The organism is Stenotrophomonas sp. ZAC14A_NAIMI4_1 (genome assembly GCF_003086915.1).
GTDB lineage: Bacteria > Pseudomonadota > Gammaproteobacteria > Xanthomonadales > Xanthomonadaceae > Stenotrophomonas.
On sequence record NZ_CP026002.1, the window covers coordinates 1 to 20441 of the forward strand.

The 20441-nt window shown below is 64.2% G+C and carries 20 protein-coding genes; 19 read left to right on the top strand and 1 reads right to left on the bottom strand.

Annotated elements, in window-relative coordinates; translation table 11 throughout:
- The 19 genes from dnaA (at position 1) to C1926_RS00090 (ending at position 19575) form a co-directional block, all read left to right on the top strand.
- The gene (gene dnaA / locus C1926_RS00005) at positions 1-1332 is read left to right on the top strand and encodes a chromosomal replication initiator protein DnaA (RefSeq protein ID WP_108757837.1); all 1332 of its coding nucleotides are present in this window, start codon (positions 1-3) and stop codon (positions 1330-1332) included.
- A gap of 275 nt (positions 1333-1607) precedes the next feature.
- Complete coding sequence (dnaN, locus tag C1926_RS00010) at positions 1608-2708, top strand: DNA polymerase III subunit beta (RefSeq protein WP_108757838.1); 1101 nt, start codon at positions 1608-1610, stop codon at positions 2706-2708.
- Between the two features lie 888 nt (positions 2709-3596).
- Positions 3597-4691 (top strand): DNA replication/repair protein RecF, encoded by a 1095-nt coding sequence (recF, locus tag C1926_RS00015; protein WP_079224449.1) that lies wholly within the window; start codon positions 3597-3599, stop codon positions 4689-4691.
- Between the two features lie 111 nt (positions 4692-4802).
- Positions 4803-7262 carry a DNA topoisomerase (ATP-hydrolyzing) subunit B gene (gyrB, locus tag C1926_RS00020; protein ID WP_108757839.1) on the top strand — a complete coding sequence of 820 codons (2460 nt, stop codon included), beginning with the start codon at positions 4803-4805 and terminating at the stop codon, positions 7260-7262.
- Positions 7263-7327: 65 nt separating this feature from the next.
- Positions 7328-8173 (top strand): CPBP family intramembrane glutamic endopeptidase, encoded by an 846-nt coding sequence (locus tag C1926_RS00025; protein WP_108757840.1) that lies wholly within the window; start codon positions 7328-7330, stop codon positions 8171-8173.
- 69 nt (positions 8174-8242) lie between these two features.
- Positions 8243-9049 (top strand): M48 family metallopeptidase, encoded by an 807-nt coding sequence (locus tag C1926_RS00030; protein WP_108757841.1) that lies wholly within the window; start codon positions 8243-8245, stop codon positions 9047-9049.
- Positions 9050-9180: 131 nt separating this feature from the next.
- On the top strand, positions 9181-10368 hold the full coding sequence (locus C1926_RS00035; RefSeq protein WP_108757842.1) for a tetratricopeptide repeat protein: 1188 nt from the start codon (positions 9181-9183) through the stop codon (positions 10366-10368).
- A gap of 254 nt (positions 10369-10622) precedes the next feature.
- Positions 10623-11180: an energy transducer TonB gene (locus tag C1926_RS00040; protein WP_174208710.1), complete on the top strand. Its 558-nt coding sequence runs from the start codon at positions 10623-10625 to the stop codon at positions 11178-11180.
- 92 nt (positions 11181-11272) lie between these two features.
- Positions 11273-12034 carry a TonB-system energizer ExbB gene (gene exbB / locus C1926_RS00045; RefSeq protein ID WP_079224460.1) on the top strand — a complete coding sequence of 254 codons (762 nt, stop codon included), beginning with the start codon at positions 11273-11275 and terminating at the stop codon, positions 12032-12034.
- A gap of 59 nt (positions 12035-12093) precedes the next feature.
- A complete protein-coding gene (locus tag C1926_RS00050) occupies positions 12094-12519 on the top strand; it encodes a biopolymer transporter ExbD (RefSeq protein ID WP_079224462.1) in 426 nt (141 codons plus the stop codon).
- A gap of 3 nt (positions 12520-12522) precedes the next feature.
- Positions 12523-12936 (top strand): biopolymer transporter ExbD, encoded by a 414-nt coding sequence (locus tag C1926_RS00055; protein WP_079224464.1) that lies wholly within the window; start codon positions 12523-12525, stop codon positions 12934-12936.
- A gap of 225 nt (positions 12937-13161) precedes the next feature.
- Complete coding sequence (gene cls, locus C1926_RS00060) at positions 13162-14622, top strand: cardiolipin synthase (RefSeq protein ID WP_108757843.1); 1461 nt, start codon at positions 13162-13164, stop codon at positions 14620-14622.
- 41 nt (positions 14623-14663) lie between these two features.
- Positions 14664-14924, top strand: coding sequence for a hypothetical protein (locus tag C1926_RS00065; RefSeq protein WP_079224468.1), 261 nt, complete (start codon positions 14664-14666; stop codon positions 14922-14924).
- Positions 14925-14933: 9 nt separating this feature from the next.
- Positions 14934-15677: a pyridoxine 5'-phosphate synthase gene (locus C1926_RS00070; RefSeq protein WP_108757844.1), complete on the top strand. Its 744-nt coding sequence runs from the start codon at positions 14934-14936 to the stop codon at positions 15675-15677.
- 246 nt (positions 15678-15923) lie between these two features.
- Entirely contained in the window at positions 15924-17036 is a 1113-nt protein-coding gene (locus C1926_RS00075; RefSeq protein ID WP_108757845.1) for a PA0069 family radical SAM protein, read from the top strand.
- Positions 17037-17196: 160 nt separating this feature from the next.
- Positions 17197-17559, top strand: a complete 363-nt coding sequence (locus C1926_RS00080; protein WP_159095008.1) for a hypothetical protein — start codon at positions 17197-17199, stop codon at positions 17557-17559.
- A 76-nt stretch (positions 17560-17635) separates the two neighbouring features.
- Positions 17636-17839 carry a hypothetical protein gene (locus C1926_RS00085; protein WP_108757847.1) on the top strand — a complete coding sequence of 68 codons (204 nt, stop codon included), beginning with the start codon at positions 17636-17638 and terminating at the stop codon, positions 17837-17839.
- A 156-nt stretch (positions 17840-17995) separates the two neighbouring features.
- The gene (locus C1926_RS21380) at positions 17996-18604 is read left to right on the top strand and encodes a hypothetical protein (RefSeq protein ID WP_159095009.1); all 609 of its coding nucleotides are present in this window, start codon (positions 17996-17998) and stop codon (positions 18602-18604) included.
- Between the two features lie 614 nt (positions 18605-19218).
- Positions 19219-19575: a hypothetical protein gene (locus tag C1926_RS00090; protein WP_216822037.1), complete on the top strand. Its 357-nt coding sequence runs from the start codon at positions 19219-19221 to the stop codon at positions 19573-19575.
- 62 nt (positions 19576-19637) lie between these two features.
- Here C1926_RS00090 and C1926_RS00095 read toward each other — a convergent pair whose 3' ends face one another.
- Positions 19638-20345, bottom strand: coding sequence for a 2OG-Fe(II) oxygenase (locus C1926_RS00095; RefSeq protein WP_108757849.1), 708 nt, complete (start codon positions 20343-20345; stop codon positions 19638-19640).
- Positions 20346-20441: the final 96 nt, after the last annotated feature.

Here is a 20441-nt window from a genome sequence, read left to right on the forward strand (position 1 = left end):
ATGGATGCCTGGTCCCGAAGTCTCGAACGCCTCGAAGCGGAGTTCCCGCCGGAAGATGTTCACACCTGGTTGAAGCCGCTGCAGGCCGATCTGCGCGCGGACAGCCTGGTGCTGTATGCCCCGAACGCCTTCATCGTCGACCAGGTGCGCGAGCTGTACCTGGCCCGGATCCGCGAGCTGCTGACGCACTTCGCGGGTTTCGGCGACGTTTTTCTTGAAATCGGCTCGCGCCCGCGGCCCTCGGAGGCGCAGAACGCGCCGGTTTCGAGCGCGTCGGCGGCGGTGGTGGCCGAACCGCAGGTGCCGTTCGCCGGCAACCTGGACAACCACTACACCTTCGCCAACTTCGTCGAAGGCCGCAGCAACCAGCTCGGCCTGGCCGCTGCCTTCCAGGCGGCGCAGAAGCCGGGCGACCGCGCGCACAACCCGCTGCTGCTGTACGGGGGCACCGGCCTGGGCAAGACCCACCTGATGTTCGCCGCCGGCAATGCCATGCGCCAGGCCAACCCCGGTGCGAAGGTGCTGTACCTGCGTTCGGAACAGTTCTTCAGCGCGATGATCCGGGCCCTGCAGGAAAAGACCATGGATCAGTTCAAGCGCCAGTTCCAGCAGGTGGACGCGCTGCTGATCGATGACATCCAGTTCTTCGCCGGCAAGGACCGCACCCAGGAAGAGTTCTTCCACACCTTCAACGCGCTGTTCGACGGCAAGCAGCAGATCATCCTGACCTGCGACCGGTACCCGCGCGAAGTCGAAGGCCTGGAAGCGCGCCTGAAGTCGCGGCTTGCCTGGGGCCTGTCGGTCGCGATCGAACCGCCGGACTTCGAGACCCGCGCCGCGATCGTACTGGCCAAGGCCCGCGAACGCGGTGCCGAGATTCCCGATGATGTTGCGTTCCTGATCGCCAAGAAGATGCGCTCCAACGTGCGCGACCTCGAAGGCGCGCTCAATACCCTGACCGCCCGCGCCAATTTCACCGGCCGCGCGATCACCACCGAATTCGCCCAGGAAACCCTGCGCGACCTGCTGCGCGCCCAGCAGCAGGCGATCAGCATTCCCAACATCCAGAAAACCGTTGCCGACTACTACGGCCTGCAGATCAAGGATCTGCTGTCCAAGCGCCGGACCCGTTCGCTGGCCCGCCCGCGCCAGGTCGCCATGGCCCTGACCAAGGAACTGACCGAGCACAGCCTGCCCGAGATCGGCGACGCGTTTGCCGGTCGCGATCACACCACGGTGCTGCACGCCTGCCGCCAGATCCGCACCCTGATGGAGACCGACGGCAAGCTCCGCGAGGACTGGGACAAGCTGATCCGGAAGCTGAGCGAATGATGCACGGACGCTGATGAGGCGTCATCGCACAAAACGGTGCAGAATCCGGTAGCAAGCGCGGGATGAGTTGTGGATAAGAATGGCGTCTGAAATCGCGTCGAATTTATCCACAGCTTTCCCCACCCCCTGGGGGGCGGTAATGCAGAGGGTTTCGAGGCTGAAAACTCTTTTTATTACAAAGACTTAGCGTTGTTTTCCAGCGATTCTGTCTCTACCAGCACCACCAAGCTTTTGATTTATTCCACATTTTTTAAAGCATAGGGGCACGGAACCACATGCGTTTCACACTGCAGCGCGAAGCCTTTCTCAAGCCGTTGGCACAGGTCGTCAACGTGGTCGAACGCCGCCAGACCCTTCCGGTTCTGGCCAATTTCCTGGTCCAGGTGCAGAACGGCCAGCTGTCGCTGACCGGTACCGACCTGGAAGTGGAGATGGTGTCGCGGATCGCGGTTGAAGATGCCCAGGACGGCGAAACCACCATTCCCGCCCGCAAGCTGTTCGAGATCATCCGCGCCCTGCCTGACGGCAGCCGGATCACCGTCTCGCAGGCCGGTGACAAGATCACCGTGCAGGCCGGCCGCAGCCGTTTCACCCTGGCAACCCTGCCGTCCAACGACTTCCCGTCGGTTGACGAAGTGGAAGCCACCGAGCGCGTGGCCATCGGCGAAGCGACCCTGAAGGAACTGATCGAACGCACCGCGTTCGCGATGGCCCAGCAGGACGTGCGCTACTACCTCAACGGTCTGCTGTTCGACCTGCGCGGTGATGCCCTGCGTACCGTGGCCACCGACGGCCACCGCCTGGCCCTGTGTGAAACCGACCTGGCCAAGCCCAGCGGTTCCAAGCGCCAAATCATCGTGCCGCGCAAGGGCGTGACCGAACTGCAGCGCCTGCTGGAAAGCGGCGATCGCGAGATCGAGCTGGAAGTCGGCCGCAGCCACGTCCGCGTCAAGCGCGACGATGTCACCTTCACCTCGAAGCTGATCGATGGCCGCTTCCCGGATTACGAAGCCGTGATCCCGATCGGTGCCGATCGCGAAGTGAAGGTTGACCGTGAAGCCCTGCGTGCTTCGCTGCAGCGTGCCGCGATCCTGTCGAACGAGAAGTACCGCGGTATCCGCGTGGAAGTCTCGCCGGGCAACCTGAAGATCAGCGCGCACAACCCGGAGCAGGAAGAGGCCCAGGAAGAGATCGAAGCCGACACCACCGTCAGCGATCTGGCCATCGGCTTCAATGTGAACTACCTGCTGGATGCCCTGTCCGCGCTGCGCGACGAGGAAGTCATCATCCAGCTGCGTGATTCCAACTCGTCGGCGCTGGTGCGTGAATCCAGCAGCGAGAAGTCGCGCCACGTGGTGATGCCGCTGCGTCTCTGACAATGCGCTGTTCCACGTGAAACAGGAAAACGCCCGGTTGCTCCGGGCGTTTTTTTTTGGTTCCACGTGGAGCATTGATACGGATCCGCTCCTTGTGGCGCTTCGCGCTTCGATCTACCGGTTCTCTTTGGGGCGAGGTCGATCAGCGCGAGTTGCGATACCTGCCCTCGCCCGAGGTTCAACGGATACCAGGGATGGTTTCAGCAAGCCGATCCGCCTTCTGCTGACGCTACTGTCCACAGCCCGGATTTCTGCTCGCAGGGCGCTGCCCTAGCTTTTAAATCTGGGTATAAATCTAAAGCATGGTGGTGATGGTAGGGCCAGATTTCGTGGAAAACATAGCTATCTATTTGATTTAAATAGGATTTATGCACCTGAAACCCCCTGTATATGGACCCTTGGGGCTGGGGGGGAAGCTGTGGATAGTTTTCCCAGCGGCTGAAAGTGGCTTTTTTATCCACAGATTGCCCATACCTTGTGTATAAGTCATACAGACCCGCTGTGGATAGCGTGGAACGCACGGTCTGAATTCTTTGAAATCTGTGGAACCCTGCAGTGCCCTGCCCTGTAGATTTCAAGCAATTCACCGCGGGCGCCATCGATGCCTAGGCATGGCAGCGCAGTACCAAGGTGCCAACCGCTGAAAATTCGCTGATTTCTGGGGGCCAATACCGTGCCCGGTGCTGCAGATTTCAAGAAATTCACAGTCTCCGGGGCCGCCCTCGGACGGGCCTGCGCCGGGATTCTCCACGTGGAACGGCCAGGTGATGTCCGCCGCGGCCCGCCCTGCCGGCCCCGCCTTGCCCGCAGCGGCGGTCTTGACCGATGCAGTAAGCTGATGGATTCCCTGCCCTGCTACCGCCTCGTGCGGATGGTCCCCCGCGTCCCATGCTGATCCGCCGCCTCGCCTTGAACCAACTGCGCCGCTTCAGTGCCGTGGAACTGTCACCCCAGCCGGGCTTGAACCTGCTGACGGGCGATAACGGTGCGGGAAAGACCAGCGTGCTCGAGGCCCTGCACCTGATGGCGTATGGGCGCAGCTTCCGCGGGCGCGTTCGCGATGGCCTGGTCCGCCAGGGCCAGGATGCGCTGGAAATCTTCGTGGAATGGGACGAACAGCGCGCCGATCATCCGCCGCACCGCCGAAAGGCAGGTCTTCGCCATAGTGGGCAGGACTGGAAGGGGCGGTTGGATGGTGAGGACGTTGCCCAGCTTGGCAACCTCTGCGCGGCCCTGGCCGTGGTGACCTTCGAGCCTGGCAGCCATGCGCTGGTCAGCGGTGGTGGCGAACCACGCCGTCGCTTCCTCGATTGGGGCCTGTTCCACGTGGAACCAGACTTCCTTTCGCTGTGGCGCAGGTACTCCCGCGCACTCAAGCAGCGTAATGCCCTTCTGAAGCAGGGCGGACCGTCGCGCATGCTGGATACGTGGGACCACGAGCTGGCGGAGGCGGGTGAACCGCTGACCAGCCGACGCCAGCATTACCTGGAGCGCCTGCAGGAGCGGGCGATCGCCCTGGCGTCCGCGCTGGCACCGCAACTGGGCATCCAGGGCCTGGATCTCAGCCCGGGCTGGCGCCGGCACGAACTTCCGCTGGCCGATGCCCTGCTGCTGGCCCGTGAGCGCGACCGCCAGGCGGGCTACACCTCAGTGGGCCCGCATCGGGCGGACTGGAGCGTGGATTTCCACAGCATTCCCGGCCGGGATGCGCTTTCGCGCGGCCAGGCCAAGCTCACCGCCCTCGCCTGCCTTCTGGCCCAGGCCGAGGACTACGCCGAGCAGCGCGGGCAATGGCCGGTCATCGCGCTGGACGATCTGGCATCGGAACTGGACCGCACCCACCAGGCCCGTGTGCTGGAGCGGTTGCTGGCTGGTCCGGCGCAGATCTTCGTTACCGCCACCGAGACCCCGGCGGCGCTGGTGGATATCGCAGACATCACCCGGTTCCACGTGGAACATGCACGGATCGTGGCTGTGCCATAGTGGCTACATCAGGGCTGGCAAGGCCCGGCTGGTATAATTCAGGTTGCACCCCTTCTTACCCGGCGCATCGCTTCGTGCGGTGACCGATCTGCGGAGCCTACGGCAAGCGCAATGACCGACGAACAGAACACCCCGGCAAACAACGGCAACTACGACGCCAACAGCATCACCGCCCTGGAAGGGCTCGAGGCTGTCCGCAAGCGTCCTGGCATGTACATCGGTGACGTCCATGACGGCACCGGTCTGCACCACATGGTGTTCGAGGTCGTCGACAACTCGATCGACGAAGCCCTCGCCGGCCACGCCGACCATGTCGCGGTGACGATCCACGCTGACGGATCGGTCTCGGTGTCCGACAACGGCCGCGGTATCCCGACCGGCAAGCACGAACAGATGAGCGCCAAGCTGGGCCGCGAGGTTTCGGCGGCCGAAGTCGTAATGACCGTGCTGCACGCAGGCGGCAAGTTCGACGACAACAGCTACAAGGTGTCCGGCGGCCTGCACGGCGTGGGCGTCAGCGTGGTCAACGCACTGTCGCAGAAGCTGCTGGTGGACGTGTTCCAGAACGGCTCCCACTACCAGCAGGAATTCAGCAACGGCGCGGCCGTGACTGCGCTGGCCAAGCTGGAAGACACCACCAAGCGCGGTACCACCGTGCGCTTCTGGCCGTCGACCGTGGCCTTCCATGACAACGTGGAATTCCACTACGACATCCTGGCCCGCCGCCTGCGCGAACTGTCGTTCCTCAACTCCGGCGTCAAGATCGTGCTGGCCGATGAGCGTGGCGAAGGCCGTCGCGACGACTTCCACTACGAAGGCGGCATCCGCAGCTTCGTGGAGCACCTGGCACAGCTGAAGACCCCGCTGCACCCGAACGTCATCTCGGTCACCGGCGAACACAACAACATCGTGGTGGACGTGGCGCTGCAGTGGACCGACTCCTACCAGGAGACGATGTACTGCTTCACCAACAACATCCCGCAGAAGGATGGCGGTACCCACCTGGCTGGTTTCCGCGGCGCCCTGACCCGCGTGCTCAACAACTACATCGAGCAGAACGGCATCGCCAAGCAGGCCAAGATCAACCTGACCGGCGATGACATGCGCGAAGGCATGATCGCGGTGCTGTCGGTGAAGGTACCGGACCCGAGCTTCTCCAGCCAGACCAAGGAAAAGCTGGTCAGCTCCGACGTGCGCCCGGCGGTGGAAAACGCCTTCGGTGCGCGCCTGGAAGAGTTCCTGCAGGAAAACCCGAACGAAGCCAAGGCCATCGCCGGCAAGATCGTCGACGCGGCGCGTGCACGTGAAGCGGCGCGCAAGGCCCGCGACCTGACCCGCCGCAAGGGCGCGCTGGATATCGCCGGCCTGCCGGGCAAGCTGGCCGACTGCCAGGAAAAGGATCCGGCGCTGTCCGAATTGTTCATCGTCGAGGGTGACTCGGCAGGTGGTTCGGCCAAGCAGGGCCGTAACCGCAAGAACCAGGCGGTGCTGCCGCTGCGCGGCAAGATCCTCAACGTGGAACGTGCCCGCTTCGACCGCATGCTGGCCTCGGACCAGGTCGGTACGCTGATCACTGCGCTGGGTACCGGCATCGGCCGCGACGAATACAACCCGGACAAGCTGCGTTACCACAAGATCATCATCATGACCGACGCCGACGTCGACGGCGCCCACATCCGCACCCTGCTGCTGACGTTCTTCTACCGTCAGATGCCGGAGCTGATCGAGCGCGGCTACGTCTACATCGGCCTGCCGCCGCTGTACAAGATCAAGCAGGGCAAGCAGGAGCTGTACCTGAAGGACGACCCGGCGCTGGATAGTTACCTGGCCAGCAACGCCGTCGAGAACGCGGTGCTGGTGCCGGCCGCAGGCGAACCCGGCATCGAAGGTGCCGCACTGGAAAGGCTGCTGCTGACCTTTGCCGGTGCACGCGATGCGATCGAACGCAACGCGCACCGCTACGACCGCAACCTGCTCGAAGCGCTGGTCGATTTCGTACCGATGGACCTGGCCAGCCTGCACAATGCCGGCGAAGGCCAGGGCCTGGATGCACTGGCCAAGCGCCTCAACCAGGGCAGCCTGGGCAGTGCGCGCTTCAGCCTGGAACTGCAGGAACCGAACGACGAGCGTCCGGCCGCCGTGCTGGTGACCCGCCGCCACATGGGCGAGGAGCACGTGCAGGTGCTGCCGCTGGCTGCCTTTGAAGGCGGCGAACTGCGCGCCATCTACCAGGCCGCCAGCCTGCTGCACGGCCTGGTGCGCGAAGGCGCCACCATCGGCCGCGGCGCCAAGTCGATCGAAGTGGACAGCTTCGCCAAGGCGCAGAGCTGGCTGCTGGAGGAAGCAAAGCGCGGCCGCCAGATCCAGCGCTTCAAGGGCCTGGGCGAAATGAACCCGGAACAGCTGTGGGATACCACGGTCAATCCCGATACCCGTCGCCTGCTGCAGGTGCGGATCGAGGACGCTGTCGCAGCCGACCAGATCTTCAGCACCCTGATGGGCGATGTCGTCGAACCGCGTCGTGACTTCATCGAAGACAACGCGTTGAAGGTCGCCAACCTGGATATCTGACACGCTTCGACCGTGGCCGGCGCGGGGATGCGCGCCGGCTTTCGCCCCCTGACTGCAGGTAATCGATGTCCGCTTCCGTCCCGGTTTCCGCTCCGCCGCCTGTTCCGCCTGCGACCGCTGCGCCGCGTCGCGGTTCGCCCGTGGCAGGGTTCTTCATCGACCTGGGCATCGGCGCAGCCACGCTGTTCATCCTCAGCCTGGTCAGCGGCCTGGCGTGGGGCCTGTATCGCGGCATCCAGGTCGGCTACGCCAGCGCGAAGAACAACGGCACTGGAATCGATCCGGCCAGCGTGACCGAAGCCCTGGGCACGCCCGGCGCGCTCGCACAGGTGCTGATGGCCCTGGTCTCCACCGGCGGTGCCGCGCTGCTGCTGTACTTCTGGCGCCGGCCGGCCAACGCGGCCGAACGGCAGGCGTCGACGCAGGCGCTGCGGCGCCCTTCCACCTGGGGCTGGACCCTGCTGGTAGCCACGCTGATCGTGATCGGCAGCAACGGCATCGCCTTCCTGGCCAAGCAGCTCGGCGTGGAACCGGTGCCGACCAACCTGGCGCTGATGCAGCACGCCATCGAGCGTTTCCCGTTGTTCCTGGTGCTGTTCGCGGTGGTGCTTGCGCCCGCCTACGAGGAACTGCTGTTCCGCCGCGTGCTGTTCGGACGCCTGTGGCAGGCCGGCCGGCCCTGGCTGGGCATGCTGCTGAGCAGCCTGGCCTTCGCCCTCATCCACGAGATTCCCGGCACCAGCGCCAACGGCCCGGCTGAGATCGCCCAGCTGTGGCTGGTCTACGGTGGCATGGGCGCCGCATTCTGCTGGCTGTACCGGCGCACCGGCACGCTGTGGGCGGCGATCATCGCGCACGGGCTGAACAACGCCGTGGCGCTGGCCGCGCTGGTGTTCTTCGGGTCAATGTAAGGCCGTGGCCGCTTGACGAAAAATTAAGCGGGCCCAGTCCACACTGCCTGCATGAACACGGGGGATTCCATGAAATCACTGCTGCTCGCCCTGCTCATTACCGCCCTGGTGAGTGCGTGCGCGACCACCACCTCACCGACCGGCCGACGGCAGATGGTCGGCGGCGTGTCGCAGGCCCAGCTCGACCAGCTGGGAGCCCAGGCGTTCGCCGAAACCAAGCAGAAGGAAAAGATCAGCACCGACGGCCGCCAGAACGGTTACGTGCAGTGCGTGGTCAATGCGCTGGTTGCGCAGTTGCCCCCACAGTACCGTGGCGTACGGTGGGAGACGGCGGTGTTCGTCGACAAGGAACCCAACGCCTTCGCCCTGCCCGGTGGCAAGGTCGGGGTGAACACCGGCATCTTCACCGTGGCCAAGAACCAGGACCAGCTGGCGGCCGTCATCGGCCACGAGATCGGCCACGTCATCGCCCGCCACCACGAAGAGCGCATCACCCGGCAGATGGGCGCGCAGACCGGTTTGTCCGTGCTGGGCGCACTGGCTGGCGCGGCCTACGGCGAAGGCGCGGCCAGCACCGTGAACCAGCTGGGTGGCATGGGCGCGCAGACCGCCTTCCTGCTGCCCGGTTCGCGCACCCAGGAATCAGAGGCCGATGTGATCGGTCAGCGGCTCATGGCCGACGCCGGGTTCAACCCCGAGCAGGCGGTCGATCTGTGGCAGAACATGATGGCGGCCAGTGGCGGACGCAGCCCGCAATGGCTGTCCACGCACCCCGACCCGGCCAACCGGATCCGCGAACTGCAACGTGACGCCCCCTCCCTTCTGCCCGCCTACCAGCAGGCCCAGGCCGCCGGACGCAGGCCAAAGTGTGGGTAAGTGCGCAGATCAATGCTGTACTGCAGCACATAAAACGATTTCTCACGCCATCTGTTTCTGATACGTTTGGCGGCTCAGATTTTTCTGACAGTCCGACTTTGCCGCTGACGGCGGTTCGATCGAGGTGAACGATGATTTTCCGCAACCATAAAGCTGTGCTTCCCGTCCTCATCGCGACCGCCCTGACCGGCGCCGTGGTCACCGATGCCTTCGCGCAGTCCTCGCGGTCGTCCGAGCGTGGCAACCGCGGTGGCAAGCAGGCCAAGGCCGAAGTCCTGTTCCCGAACGCCACCCGTGAGGAGCCGAAGGAAAAGGCGTCCTCGAAGATGAGCAGCAAGCTGCAGAAGCTCATTGACAACTACAACGACCAGAAGTTCCCGGAGACCCTGCAGGTCGCAGGCGAGATCCTGGGCAACAGCGCGTCGAACAACTACGACAAGTCGCTGGCTGCGCAGCTGGCTTCGCAGGCTGCCTACCAGACCGACGACACCGCCGGCGCCATCCGCTACCTGAAGCAGGCGCTGGAGCTCAACGGCCTGGACAACAACGGCCACTTCCAGGCGATGCTGATGCTGGGCCAGCTGCAGCTGCAGGAAGACCAGACCGCCGAAGGCCTGGTCACGCTGGACAAGTACTTCGCCGAGAGCAAGTCGACCAAGCCGGAAGAACTGATCGCCAAGGGCCAGGCCCTGTATCAGCTGGAGCGCTACCAGGAAGCGATCCCGGTGCTGCAGCAGGCGATCGCCGCTTCGCCCGAGCCGAAGGACAACTGGAACCAGCTGCTGATGGCCGCGCTGTCCGAAGCGGGCCAGACCGGCGAGGCGCTGAAGACCGCTGAAGCACTGGCGGCCAAGAACCCGAACGACAAGAAGGCGCAGCTGAACCTGGCCAACATGTACATGCAGGCCGACCAGATGCCCAAGGCAGCCGCGGTGATGGACAAGCTGCGCAGCAGCGGCCAGCTCACCGAAGAGCGCGAGTACAAGCAGCTGTACTCGATCTATGCCAACACCGAGAACAAGGAAAAGGACGTCATCGCGGTCATCAACGAAGGAATGCAGAAGGGCATCCTGAAGCCGGACTACCAGGTTTACCTGGCGCTGGCCCAGTCCTACTACTATTCCGACCAGGTGCCGCAGGCGATCGATGCGTGGCAGAAGGCTGCCCCGCTGTCCAAGGACGGTGAGACCTACCTGAACCTGGCACGCGTCCTGCATGCCGAAGGTCGCGTCCCGGAGGCCAAGCAGGCCGCCCAGCAAGCGCTGGCGAAGGGCGTGAAGAACCAGGCTGATGCCAAAAAAATCATCAACCTGAAGTAAGTAGGAATAACGCCTGAACGCCTGCACAGTTGATGCGCAGGCGCTCAGGATTGGTATAAGCTTGGAGGTTCCTGCGGTGTCATGCACCGCTGATCAGGGATCCCGCCCCCGGGATTCCGGCCCCACTATTGAGCTCTTGGCGCATGACGGAACAACTAGTCGTTCACCGGTACGAACAACCCGATGACAAGGGGCTGAGCTGGCCTCGCATCGTCGGCATCGCGTTTGTAATCGCCCTGCATCTGGCCGCCTTCATGATGCTCCTGATCCCCGCTGTGGCCCCCAAGGCCGTGGCTGAGAAGGAGCGCAACGTCATGGTGACCATCGTCGACGCGCCGCCGCCTCCGCCGCCGCCGCCGCCGCCGCCGCCGCCGACTGAAACGCCGCCGCCGCCGGTGAAGAACCTGTCGCCGCCGAAGCCGTCGCCCGTCCCGCCGCCGCCGCAGGCGCCGGTCGTCGACGTGCCGGAGCCGCGCCCGAACGACATCGTCACCCCGCCGTCGCCGCCTGCGCCGCCTGCCCCCGCCACCTCGATCGAGGCCAGCGTGGACATCTCGTCGAAGGCCATGAATCCGCCGCGCTACCCGCCGGCCGCTTTCCGCGCTGGTATCCAGGGTGAAGTGATCCTGATCATTGATGTCGATGCCCAGGGCAACGTCACCAATGTCACGGTGGAAAAGTCCAGCCGTAACCGCGACCTGGACCGTGCTGCGATGGAAGCTGCCCGCAAGTGGCGTTTCAACGCCGCTGAATCTGGCGGTAAGAAGGCTGCTGGCCGCGTCCGCGTCCCGGTCAACTTTGCACTGAACTGATGCGAGCGGGTGGCCGCCGGCCACCCCTCCTCCGGTTCGATTGTTTAGCTTAGCTACACCCTTTATCACCACACACAACAAAGGTAAGCGTCATGCTGCAGGAACTTTTCATCGCCGCTGCTGCCGGGGGCAATCCGTCCAACGCCCTGTCGCAGATGGGCTTCGAGCACCTGATCCACGAGATGACCACCCAGCCGGGTGACTTCGCTGTCTCCTGGGTGGTGCTGCTGACCCTGATCGTCATGTCGGCCATGTCCTGGTACTGGACCGTCATCAACATCTTCCGTTCGGTCCGCCTGAAGAGCGCTGCCGATCGCGTCGTCAGCCTGTTCTGGGACACCCCGAACGCGCAGGACGCCATCCGTGCAATGGAAGAACAGCCGGCTTCCGAGCCGTTCTCCAAGATCGCCCTGGACGCTGCCCAGGCTGCTGCCCACCACCAGCGCGCTGAAGGCGGCGCCACCGGTGGTCTGGGTGAGAACCTGAGCCGTTCGGAGTTCGTCGACCGCGCCCTGCGTCAGGCCGTGACCCGCGAAAGCAACAAGCTGCAGTCGGGCATGACCCTGCTGGCCACCGTCGGTGCAACCGCTCCGTTCGTCGGTCTGCTGGGTACCGTGTGGGGCATCTACGGCGCGCTGATCAAGATCGGTGCCACCGGCTCCGCTTCGATCGACGCCGTTGCAGGCCCGGTGGGTGAAGCGCTGATCATGACCGCCATCGGTCTGTTCGTCGCAATCCCGGCCGTGTTCGCCTTCAACTTCTTCAGCAAGGTCAACAGCGCGACCATCAGCAAGTTCGATACCTTCGCGCACGACCTGCACGACTTCTTCGCCACCGGTTCGCGCGTCCGCTGATTGCGGCGCGCCACCCTGCGACGAACGACGTAGTCACCAAGATCTAGACGGAGCCCGTTATGGCTTTCAGTAGTGGTAACAGCGGCGGCCCCATGGCCGACATCAACGTGACGCCCCTCGTGGACGTGATGCTGGTGCTGCTGATCATCTTCATCATCACGGCGCCCCTGATGTCCCACAAGGTCAAGGTGGATCTGCCGGAGGCCAACCTGGTCCAGAAGCCGGACGACACCAACGATCGCAAGGGTCCCATCACCCTGGCAGTCAAGGAAGATGGCTCGATCTACTGGAACGACGAAGAAATCAACAAGCAGACTCTCGAGTCGCGCTTGGCGACCGCCGCCCAGCAGACCCCGCAGCCGCCGCTGAACCTGCGTGGTGACCGCACCACCAAGATGCGCGTCATCAACGACCTGACCAAGGTCGCGCAGGAGCAGGGCATGCTGGACGTCGGCTTCGTCGCGACCAAAGAGAAGGGGCAATAAGCCATGGCATTCAGTAGTGGTGGTGGCAAGGGCCCCATGGCCGACATCAACGTCACGCCCCTCGTGGACGTGATGCTGGTTCTGCTGATCATCTTCATCGTGACCGCGCCGATCATGACGTACCCGATCGCCGTGGACCTGCCGCAGCGCGTGCTCAACCCACCGCCGCAGCTGGTCGAACCGCCGCCGCCGATCGAACTCAAGATCGACGCCAGCAACCAGGTCTCGTGGAACAACAGCCCGATCGGCACGCACGATCTGCAGCAGCGGATGGAACAGGAGGTCCAGCGTGACCCGACCAACCAGCCCGAACTGCGCATCGACGCGAGCCCGGATTCCGAGTACGACGTGATGGCCAAGGTTCTGGCCGCCGCGAAGAATGCTCAGATGAAGAAGATCGGCTTCGTGCAGCAGTAATACGCAATACAGCAGCACAACAGTCATGACGCGACTGCAGACGCCCCTGGAAACAGGGGCGTCTTTTTTGTGCCCGGCCGGGTGGGGTCAGAGTCCTTCCCTGCAGGAAGGGGCCTGACCCCTGCCACGTGATGCCGACAGGGTCAGAGCCCTTTCCTGCGGAAAGGGATCCGACCCCATCACCGCTGACCCCATCACCACGCCCGCGCCCGCTATGATCGGCGCATGCTCGCCCTCTTCGATTCGCTGCGCCTCTGGCTCGATGGCATTGCCCACCTGGGAACGATCCTGGCGGTGGCCTATCTGCTTTACCTGCTCGCGCTGACCGGCTGGATCATGCTGCAGAAGCGCGAGCCGGTGGCCACGCTCAGCTGGATCCTGTCGCTGGCGCTGCTGCCCTATCTCGGCCTCTTCATCTACTACCTGCTGGGCCCGCAGAAAGTGAAGCGGCAGCGCCTGCGCCGTGGCCGCGCGCGTTCGGGCATGGAGCACTACAGCGATGTCTGCCCGCCCGATGCCGGCTGCACCGAGCTGGCCAAGGTCGCCCAGGCCACCACCGGCCTGGCGCCGAGCAGCGCCACCGAAGTGACCTGGCTGGTGGATGGCGCGGCGACCTATGCGGCCCTCATCGAGGCCATCGCCGGGGCGCGCGATCACGTGCACCTGGAGTACTACATCTTCAACCCGGACCACGCCGGCACCGCCCTGCGCGATGCCCTGGTCGAGCGCGCCCGCGCCGGCGTGCAGGTGCGCCTGCTGCTTGATGCGGTGGGTTCCTCGGCGTTGCCGGCGCGCTTCCTGCAGCCGCTGCTGGAGGCCGGTGGCGAAGCCGTCTGGTTCCATCCGCGGCAGCTGCTGAAACCCTTCAAGCGCCCATGGTTGAACCTGCGCACGCACCGCAAGCTGGTGATCATCGATGGCCAGCTGGCCTTCACCGGCGGCATCAACATCACCGATGAGGAAGACGAGAGCCGCAACCCCAACGCCTACCGCGACCTGCACATGCGCATCCGTGGCCACGTGGTGCGCAGCCTGCAGCTGGTGTTCGCCGAAGACTGGCTCTACGCCAGCGGCCAGGAGCCTTCGCGCTTCGATATCGCGCGCCTGTGGCCGGCCGACATGCCGCTGCGCGGCGACGGCACCATTGATGCGCAGGTGCTGGTGTCCGGCCCGGATTCGGGCTGGGAAACCATCCACCGCCTGCACGTGGCGGCCATCCAGGAAGCGCACGAACGGGTCTGGCTGGTGACGCCCTACTTCGTGCCCGGCGAAGCGGCGCGCATGGCGTTGACCTCGGCGGCGCTGGGCGGCCTGGACGTGCGCCTGCTGGTGCCGAAGATGAGCGATTCCTGGTTCGTGACCCAGGCCGCGCGTTCCTACTTCGACGAACTGCTGCACGCCGGGGTGAAGATCTACGAGTACGGCCCGCGCATGCTGCACACCAAGGCGTTCATCGCCGACGACGACGTCTGCATTGTCGGCAGCGCCAACTTCGACCACCGCAGCTTCCGGCTGAACTTCGAGCTGTCGATGATGATCAGCGACCAGGACCGCGTGGCGGAGCTGGCCACCCTGCTGCAGGCCGAATTCGACAGCGCCACGCAGGTGCACAATGAGGCCGGGCGTTCGTTGTGGCTGCACCGCCTGCCGGAGGCCTTCGCCCGCCTGGCCTCGCCGCTGCTGTAAGGCAGCGCTAAACTGCGGCCGATGCCTGGGGAGGATGGAACATGTACTGGTTGTACCTGCTGCTGGCGCTGGGCTGCTTCGCCTTCGCGCTGAAAACCCCGAACATGGGCCTGATGTCGCTGGCCCTGCTGGCCGCCCTCGGCTTCCTGCTGGCGTGGGTGCGCGGCCGCTATGTGGCCCGCTTCGGCGACCTGCAGCGCGACCCGTCCACCCTGATCGATGCCGAGGAACTGCGGCGCCTGCGCGAGCAGGCCCGGGCGCAGGCCCATGACGGCACTCCCCCACCCCCTTCTGCCCCGTAGTCCCGTTCCATGACCCAGCTCAGCGTCAACGTCAACAAGATCGCCGTCCTGCGCAACTCGCGTGGCGGTGCCGAACCCGATGTCGTGCGTGCCGCCCAGGCGTGCCTGGACGCGGGCGCCCACGGCATCACCGTGCACCCGCGGCCGGACCGTCGCCACATCACTGCAGAGGACGTGCTGTCGCTTTCGACGCTGACCCGCGCCCGTGGTGTCGAGTTCAACATCGAAGGCAATCCGTTCGCCCCGCCGCGCGAAGGCTATCCGGGCCTGCTGCCGCTGTGCGCGCAGACCCGCCCCGCGCAGGCCACCCTGGTGCCTGATGGCGATGGCCAGATCACCTCGGACCATGGCTTCGACTTCGAGCGCGATGGCGAGCGCCTGCGTCCGCTGGTGGCCGAGCTGAAGGCGATGGGCTGCCGCGTCAGCCTGTTCGTGGATGCCGGCAACCCGCTGCTGGAACAGGCCGCTGCCGTGGGTGCCGACCGCATCGAGCTGTACACCGGCCCCTATGCTGAAGCGCATGCGGTCGGCGATGCCACTGCGATGCTGGAGCTGTTCGCCACCGCCGCACGGCGCGCACAGGCGGTCGGGCTGGGCGTGAATGCCGGCCACGATCTTTCGCAGGACAACCTGCGCGACTTCCTGGCCACGGTGCCGGAGGTGCTGGAGGTGTCGATCGGCCACGCGCTGATCGGCGAGGCCCTGTACGACGGGCTCGATACCACCGTGCGCGGCTACCTCGCCCTGCTGTAGTCGCCGGCGCCGGGCATGCCCCGGCGCTACCGGCCGTCCCCCATCGCAGCTGCTGAGACCCCCGTGGCCCATCCTCTCGGCCTGCTGCGGCGATGGCGCCTGCGTGACCCGTGAAACCTGTGGATAAGCCTGGGGTCAACGCGCGCTCACATCCACCGCCACGCCTACAGCTACGTGAATCCTGGCCGCTTGCGCCGCCTGTGGTTAGCAATAATACTAACGTCCCTGAAACGGCCGGAGGGCGCCATGCAACCCCACCCTCGCAATGCCCAGGCCGCCATCAAGGGCCGGGGTTCCACGTCCCACCTCGCGGGGCGTTTCGAAAGCACGGTGAGCGAAGCGGTCTATGACGGCTGGGCCATCGACGAAAGCGACGAATTCCTCGCCCCGCGCCTGCGCACCGAGGTGCGTGCCGAGACCGCGCGTAGCATCATCAGCCGCAACACCTCCCCGGACGTGGGTTTCAGCCAGTCGGTGAATCCCTACCGCGGCTGCGAGCATGGCTGCTCATACTGCTTTGCACGGCCCTCGCACGCCTATCTGAACCTGTCGCCGGGCCTGGACTTCGAGACCAAGCTGTTCGCCAAGACCAACGCACCGCAACTGCTGCGCAAGGAACTGTCAAAGCCCGGTTACGTGCCGCAGCCCATCGCGCTGGGCATCAACACCGATGCCTACCAGCCGATCGAGCGCAAGCTGAAACTCACCCGCCAGCTGATCGAAGTGATGCTGGAGACGAAGCATCCGTTCTCGCTGATCACCAAGAACGCGCTGGTGGAGCGCGATATCGATCTGCTGGCACCGCTGGCGGCAGAGAACCTGGTCAGCGTGCACTTCTCGGTGACCTCGCTGGACCCGCACCTGTCGGCGAAGCTGGAACCGCGCGCGTCGGCACCGCATGCCCGGCTGCGCGCGATGAAGCGCCTGCACGAGGCAGGCATTCCGGTGGGCGTGATGGTGGCGCCGGTCATTCCGTGGATCAACGACAGCGAGCTGGAGGCCGTGCTGGAAGCCGCGCATGATGCCGGCGCCGGCACCGCCGGTTACGTGCTGCTGCGCCTGCCGCTGGAGGTAGCGCCGCTGTTCCGCGACTGGCTGGACACGCACCACCCTGATCGCGCCGCGCACGTGATGAGCACCATCCAGCAGCTGCGTGGCGGCAAGGACTACGACAGCCAGTTCGGCACGCGCATGCGCGGCCAGGGCGTGTATGCGGATCTGTTGAACAACCGGTTCAAGCTGGCGCGAAAGCGCCTCGGGTTCAACGCGCAGAACAGCCATTGGCCGAAGCTGGATTGCAGCCGGTTCCTGAAGCCGTTGCCGCCGCGGAAGGAATCTCCACAGGGGTCGTTGTTCTAGAAGAGTCGAGCTTGCTCGACGGATGTTGAAGGCAGTCGAGCAAGCTCGACTCTACGGGGCGGAGGCAGTCGAGTGCGCTCGCCGCGACGGGGTGGACGTGCCGCCCCGCTTCGGCCAAGAATCGGGGCGAGGCCCATGAAGGGCCGGACAGGAGATGTCCGTGAACGATGGTGTACTTGCCGCGGCGATCGCCGCCTCCGCTGCCAACACCCATCCTTGGATGCAGGCGCAGCATCGCCAGGTGCTGGAGTACTTCGAGCAGCGGCAGGCGTTTTCGCAGGCGACCTCGATTCCGTTGGCCGCATTCGATGTGGAGCTGGAAGAGGTGCTGTACGACATGATCGACGACGGCCTGGTCGAGGTCGTGGCGACCGACCGCTGCTACCTGGACCGGCAGACGCTGCTGCAGCGCGTGCAGGACGACGATCGATCGGCCGAGCGCCTCAACCGCGTGCTGCTGCGCTACGTAGTACCCGTTCTGGTGATCGTGCTGATCGCCGTGGGCGTAGCGCTGGCCCTGTAGAGTCGAGCTTGCTCGACTGAGCGCGCAGCAAAGAGCAGTCGAGCAAGCTCGACTCTACCTATCCTCTGAGACAACGATGAAGATAATTCTCTGGGCACCTATCGTGCTGTTTGCACTGATTTCCTTGCGGGCAATCGGCTTCGTTGTCTATCAAGGATTGAATGGATCGCCGTTCGGCGACGAGGAAATCATTGTCGCTGGCATCGGCCTGGTCTGTGGCTGGATCGCCTGGGTGATGTACAAGGTCCTGATCAGACTTTGGAGAAAGCCGGAAACCTGATGCTGCGCCTCGATTGTAGAGTCGAGCTTGCTCGACTGAGCACGCGACAAAGAGCCGTCGAGCAAGAACGACACTACGAATACGTCACCCCCCAAACAACTCACGCGGAGGGCGATGCAATGAGGGCCCCATGCGCAGATCTACAAGGAGGCGGGTGTGATCGTACTCAGTAGTTTGCACGCGCGATCCATTACGTTGGCGATGCTGGCTTGGCTTCCGACGCCAGCCGCCGCAGCGGATCGATCTGCGTTCTTCGTCAGCCATGCGTCATCGATTGAAGACACGTGCCTTGACGTTGATACGAGAAGCCTGCCCTTCTCATGCCACAGAGTTTCCGATGGTGAACAAACCGTCGTCGCTGTGAGGGACTTCAAGCGTACCTGGAATGCCGACCGTTCGAGTTTCTCAAAGCTGACGGTATTACTTCCCGAATCCCCGCGTGTCGGACAGGTCTTCACTATCGGAGAGCAGGGAGTTCGCGCGTTCTTCAGCAACGGAGCAAGCGCTTTTGCAGGCAAGAGTGGCTGCTACAGCACGGCCGCCACGGGTGAGGTCACCGTCGACGCAGTCGAGCGTCAAAGTGTTGAGGTTTCATTGCGGGCGACGTTCACGCTCGCAAGCCCTTTGGACTGGCCCGGAGACTGCAACGCTCCTGTCAGTATCCATCGTGCAATCAAGGCCAGAAGCGCGAACATCGCCGAACTCGGTGCGTGGGAGGGGAGGCCGCATGCCGATGACTCTCCCTTTGTAGAGGCGCATCCCTAAAAAAAGTAGTTGGAGCCAGGCTGATACCTTCCGCTGTTTTCGCTGCTTCGACCTTGCATCAAGGACATCTGGACATCCGCTTGACTGGATCACTGGAATCGCGCTCAAGGGAGGCATATGGGCCACGTGACACCCACCGCTTTGATCTATCTTCTTGGACTCATCGGCGCAGGTGCCGTTGGTATCCTTCCGGTACGTGTCATGAGAATCCTGCGGGATCTCCGCAGTGTTCGAGGGAGCATGCTCAGGAAGGCATCAGCCGTAGCCGCGAAGCTCGCTATCGCAGCCGCTGCATTGCTGGTCGAAGCTCAGATCCTTCGGCAGCTCTTCGGGTGCCTTACTGGAGCGTACTGTGGTCCTGGTGTAGCAAGCGGATGGAGTTACCTGGCAGCGCTTGGCGCAACCTACCTGGTGTTTGAAGTCCTCGTGCTTCTGCTGCAGCTTGTATATAGAGAAGGAGCGCAACAAGTGGCACCAGGAGAATAGATTCGAATGCTTCGCTTCCACGCCACAATCCGCGAGGCACCCGAGACGTCTGCCGGCGCTGGTGTTCGTTGCCGCTGGTCTGATGCCGGCCTTTCACTGGTGTTTGGAACCGGGACGTAGAAATGAGATTGCCGTTCACCTTCTCCTGCCCGGCCTGCAGGGCAGCCGGGCAGAGGTTTCCGATCTACCAGGCAATTGAAAGGAAGACACGCACCCGCTGCAGCAGCTGTGGATCGGAAGTGGTGTCGGAGCTTGGCCACGTAGCGCCCGCCATCTGGCATGTACTGTCGCTGATGGCTTTAGCGCCTCTGGGACTGATCCTCGTTGCCAGCATCCTGACAGCGCAATGGTTCTGGGGCATTGCGGCGCTGATCGCGCAAGGCGTTCTGACCTGGGTGCCGGTGATGTATCTCCACTCGCGAAACGCCACGCTACCTGTCGTCAACGAGCGACCGAAGCGGTATGGGCGGAAGCAGGTCTCGTAGCGTCGCGCTTGCTCGACTGAAAGCGAAGAGCAGTCGAGCATGGCTCGACTCTACAAAGGGCGTTACCCGCCGAACAACTTCTGCGCGCTCTGGAACAGGATCCAGCTGGTGGCGATGAACTTGTCGCCGCCCTGCGGCCGGTTGCCGCGATGGGTGTGCGTGAACGCGGTCGGTGCAATCAGCAGGCTGCCGGTGCGCGGTGCGATCTTGCGGCCCTGGAACAGGAACTCGGTCTCGCCCTCTTCAAAGTCGTCGTTGAGGTACAGCGTCCACAACACGTGCCGGTGCAGCGTTTCCGCCTGCGCATCCTTCGGGTACAGCTCGCAGTGCCAGTACGGGTAACCGCCCTCGCCCGCCGCGTACCACTGCAGGTTGATGGCGCCCGGGCGCAGGCAGGTGCGGGCGAGCTCGGCCAGCTGCTCCGGTGCCATGTCGGGGAAATCCTCGGCTGACAGTCGGCGCGGCTGGCCGTTGCTGTCCTGGATCTGCAACATCAACGGTGCGATCAGTGCCTGTGGATAACGACGTAGATAAGTCTGCAGCCCGGCGAAAACCGCCTGTTGCAGCGCGTTGTCCACGTCGCGCCAGGCATCCAGCCCGCTGACGCGCAGATCCTTGCTGTGCTTGAGTTCGGGGAATACGCCACTACCTACCGCACCGGGTTTCAGGCCCTGGCTGCCGCGCATGCGGGCGACGATGGCGGCGCAGACGTCACTGGGGACGGCGTTGTGGATGACTTCGATGAAATCGACCGGGCCCGGCTCGTGCATGCGTGCAATCCTTCGGCGGCAAGGGCTTGATGGTGCCGTTTGCCGCCGCTGCTGTCACCCCGCGGTCATGTCATCGTACTGCCATGACCGCTGTAG

What these genes read in the sequence shown, in the direction of transcription:
- C1926_RS00025 (WP_108757840.1), top strand. Translation starts at nt 7,328, where the DNA reads ATGTCCGCTTCCGTCCCGGTTTCCGCTCCGCCGCCTGTTCCGCCTGCG.
- exbB (WP_079224460.1), top strand. Translation starts at nt 11,273, where the DNA reads ATGCTGCAGGAACTTTTCATCGCCGCTGCTGCCGGGGGCAATCCGTCC.
- C1926_RS00030 (WP_108757841.1), top strand. Translation starts at nt 8,243, where the DNA reads ATGAAATCACTGCTGCTCGCCCTGCTCATTACCGCCCTGGTGAGTGCG.
- C1926_RS00050 (WP_079224462.1), top strand. Translation starts at nt 12,094, where the DNA reads ATGGCTTTCAGTAGTGGTAACAGCGGCGGCCCCATGGCCGACATCAAC.
- C1926_RS00095 (WP_108757849.1), bottom strand. Translation starts at nt 20,345, where the DNA reads ATGCACGAGCCGGGCCCGGTCGATTTCATCGAAGTCATCCACAACGCC.
- gyrB (WP_108757839.1), top strand. Translation starts at nt 4,803, where the DNA reads ATGACCGACGAACAGAACACCCCGGCAAACAACGGCAACTACGACGCC.
- recF (WP_079224449.1), top strand. Translation starts at nt 3,597, where the DNA reads ATGCTGATCCGCCGCCTCGCCTTGAACCAACTGCGCCGCTTCAGTGCC.
- C1926_RS00070 (WP_108757844.1), top strand. Translation starts at nt 14,934, where the DNA reads ATGACCCAGCTCAGCGTCAACGTCAACAAGATCGCCGTCCTGCGCAAC.
- C1926_RS00055 (WP_079224464.1), top strand. Translation starts at nt 12,523, where the DNA reads ATGGCATTCAGTAGTGGTGGTGGCAAGGGCCCCATGGCCGACATCAAC.
- C1926_RS00075 (WP_108757845.1), top strand. Translation starts at nt 15,924, where the DNA reads ATGCAACCCCACCCTCGCAATGCCCAGGCCGCCATCAAGGGCCGGGGT.
- C1926_RS00065 (WP_079224468.1), top strand. Translation starts at nt 14,664, where the DNA reads ATGTACTGGTTGTACCTGCTGCTGGCGCTGGGCTGCTTCGCCTTCGCG.
- dnaN (WP_108757838.1), top strand. Translation starts at nt 1,608, where the DNA reads ATGCGTTTCACACTGCAGCGCGAAGCCTTTCTCAAGCCGTTGGCACAG.
- cls (WP_108757843.1), top strand. Translation starts at nt 13,162, where the DNA reads ATGCTCGCCCTCTTCGATTCGCTGCGCCTCTGGCTCGATGGCATTGCC.
- C1926_RS00035 (WP_108757842.1), top strand. Translation starts at nt 9,181, where the DNA reads ATGATTTTCCGCAACCATAAAGCTGTGCTTCCCGTCCTCATCGCGACC.
- C1926_RS00040 (WP_174208710.1), top strand. Translation starts at nt 10,623, where the DNA reads ATGATGCTCCTGATCCCCGCTGTGGCCCCCAAGGCCGTGGCTGAGAAG.
- C1926_RS00085 (WP_108757847.1), top strand. Translation starts at nt 17,636, where the DNA reads ATGAAGATAATTCTCTGGGCACCTATCGTGCTGTTTGCACTGATTTCC.
- dnaA (WP_108757837.1), top strand. Translation starts at nt 1, where the DNA reads ATGGATGCCTGGTCCCGAAGTCTCGAACGCCTCGAAGCGGAGTTCCCG.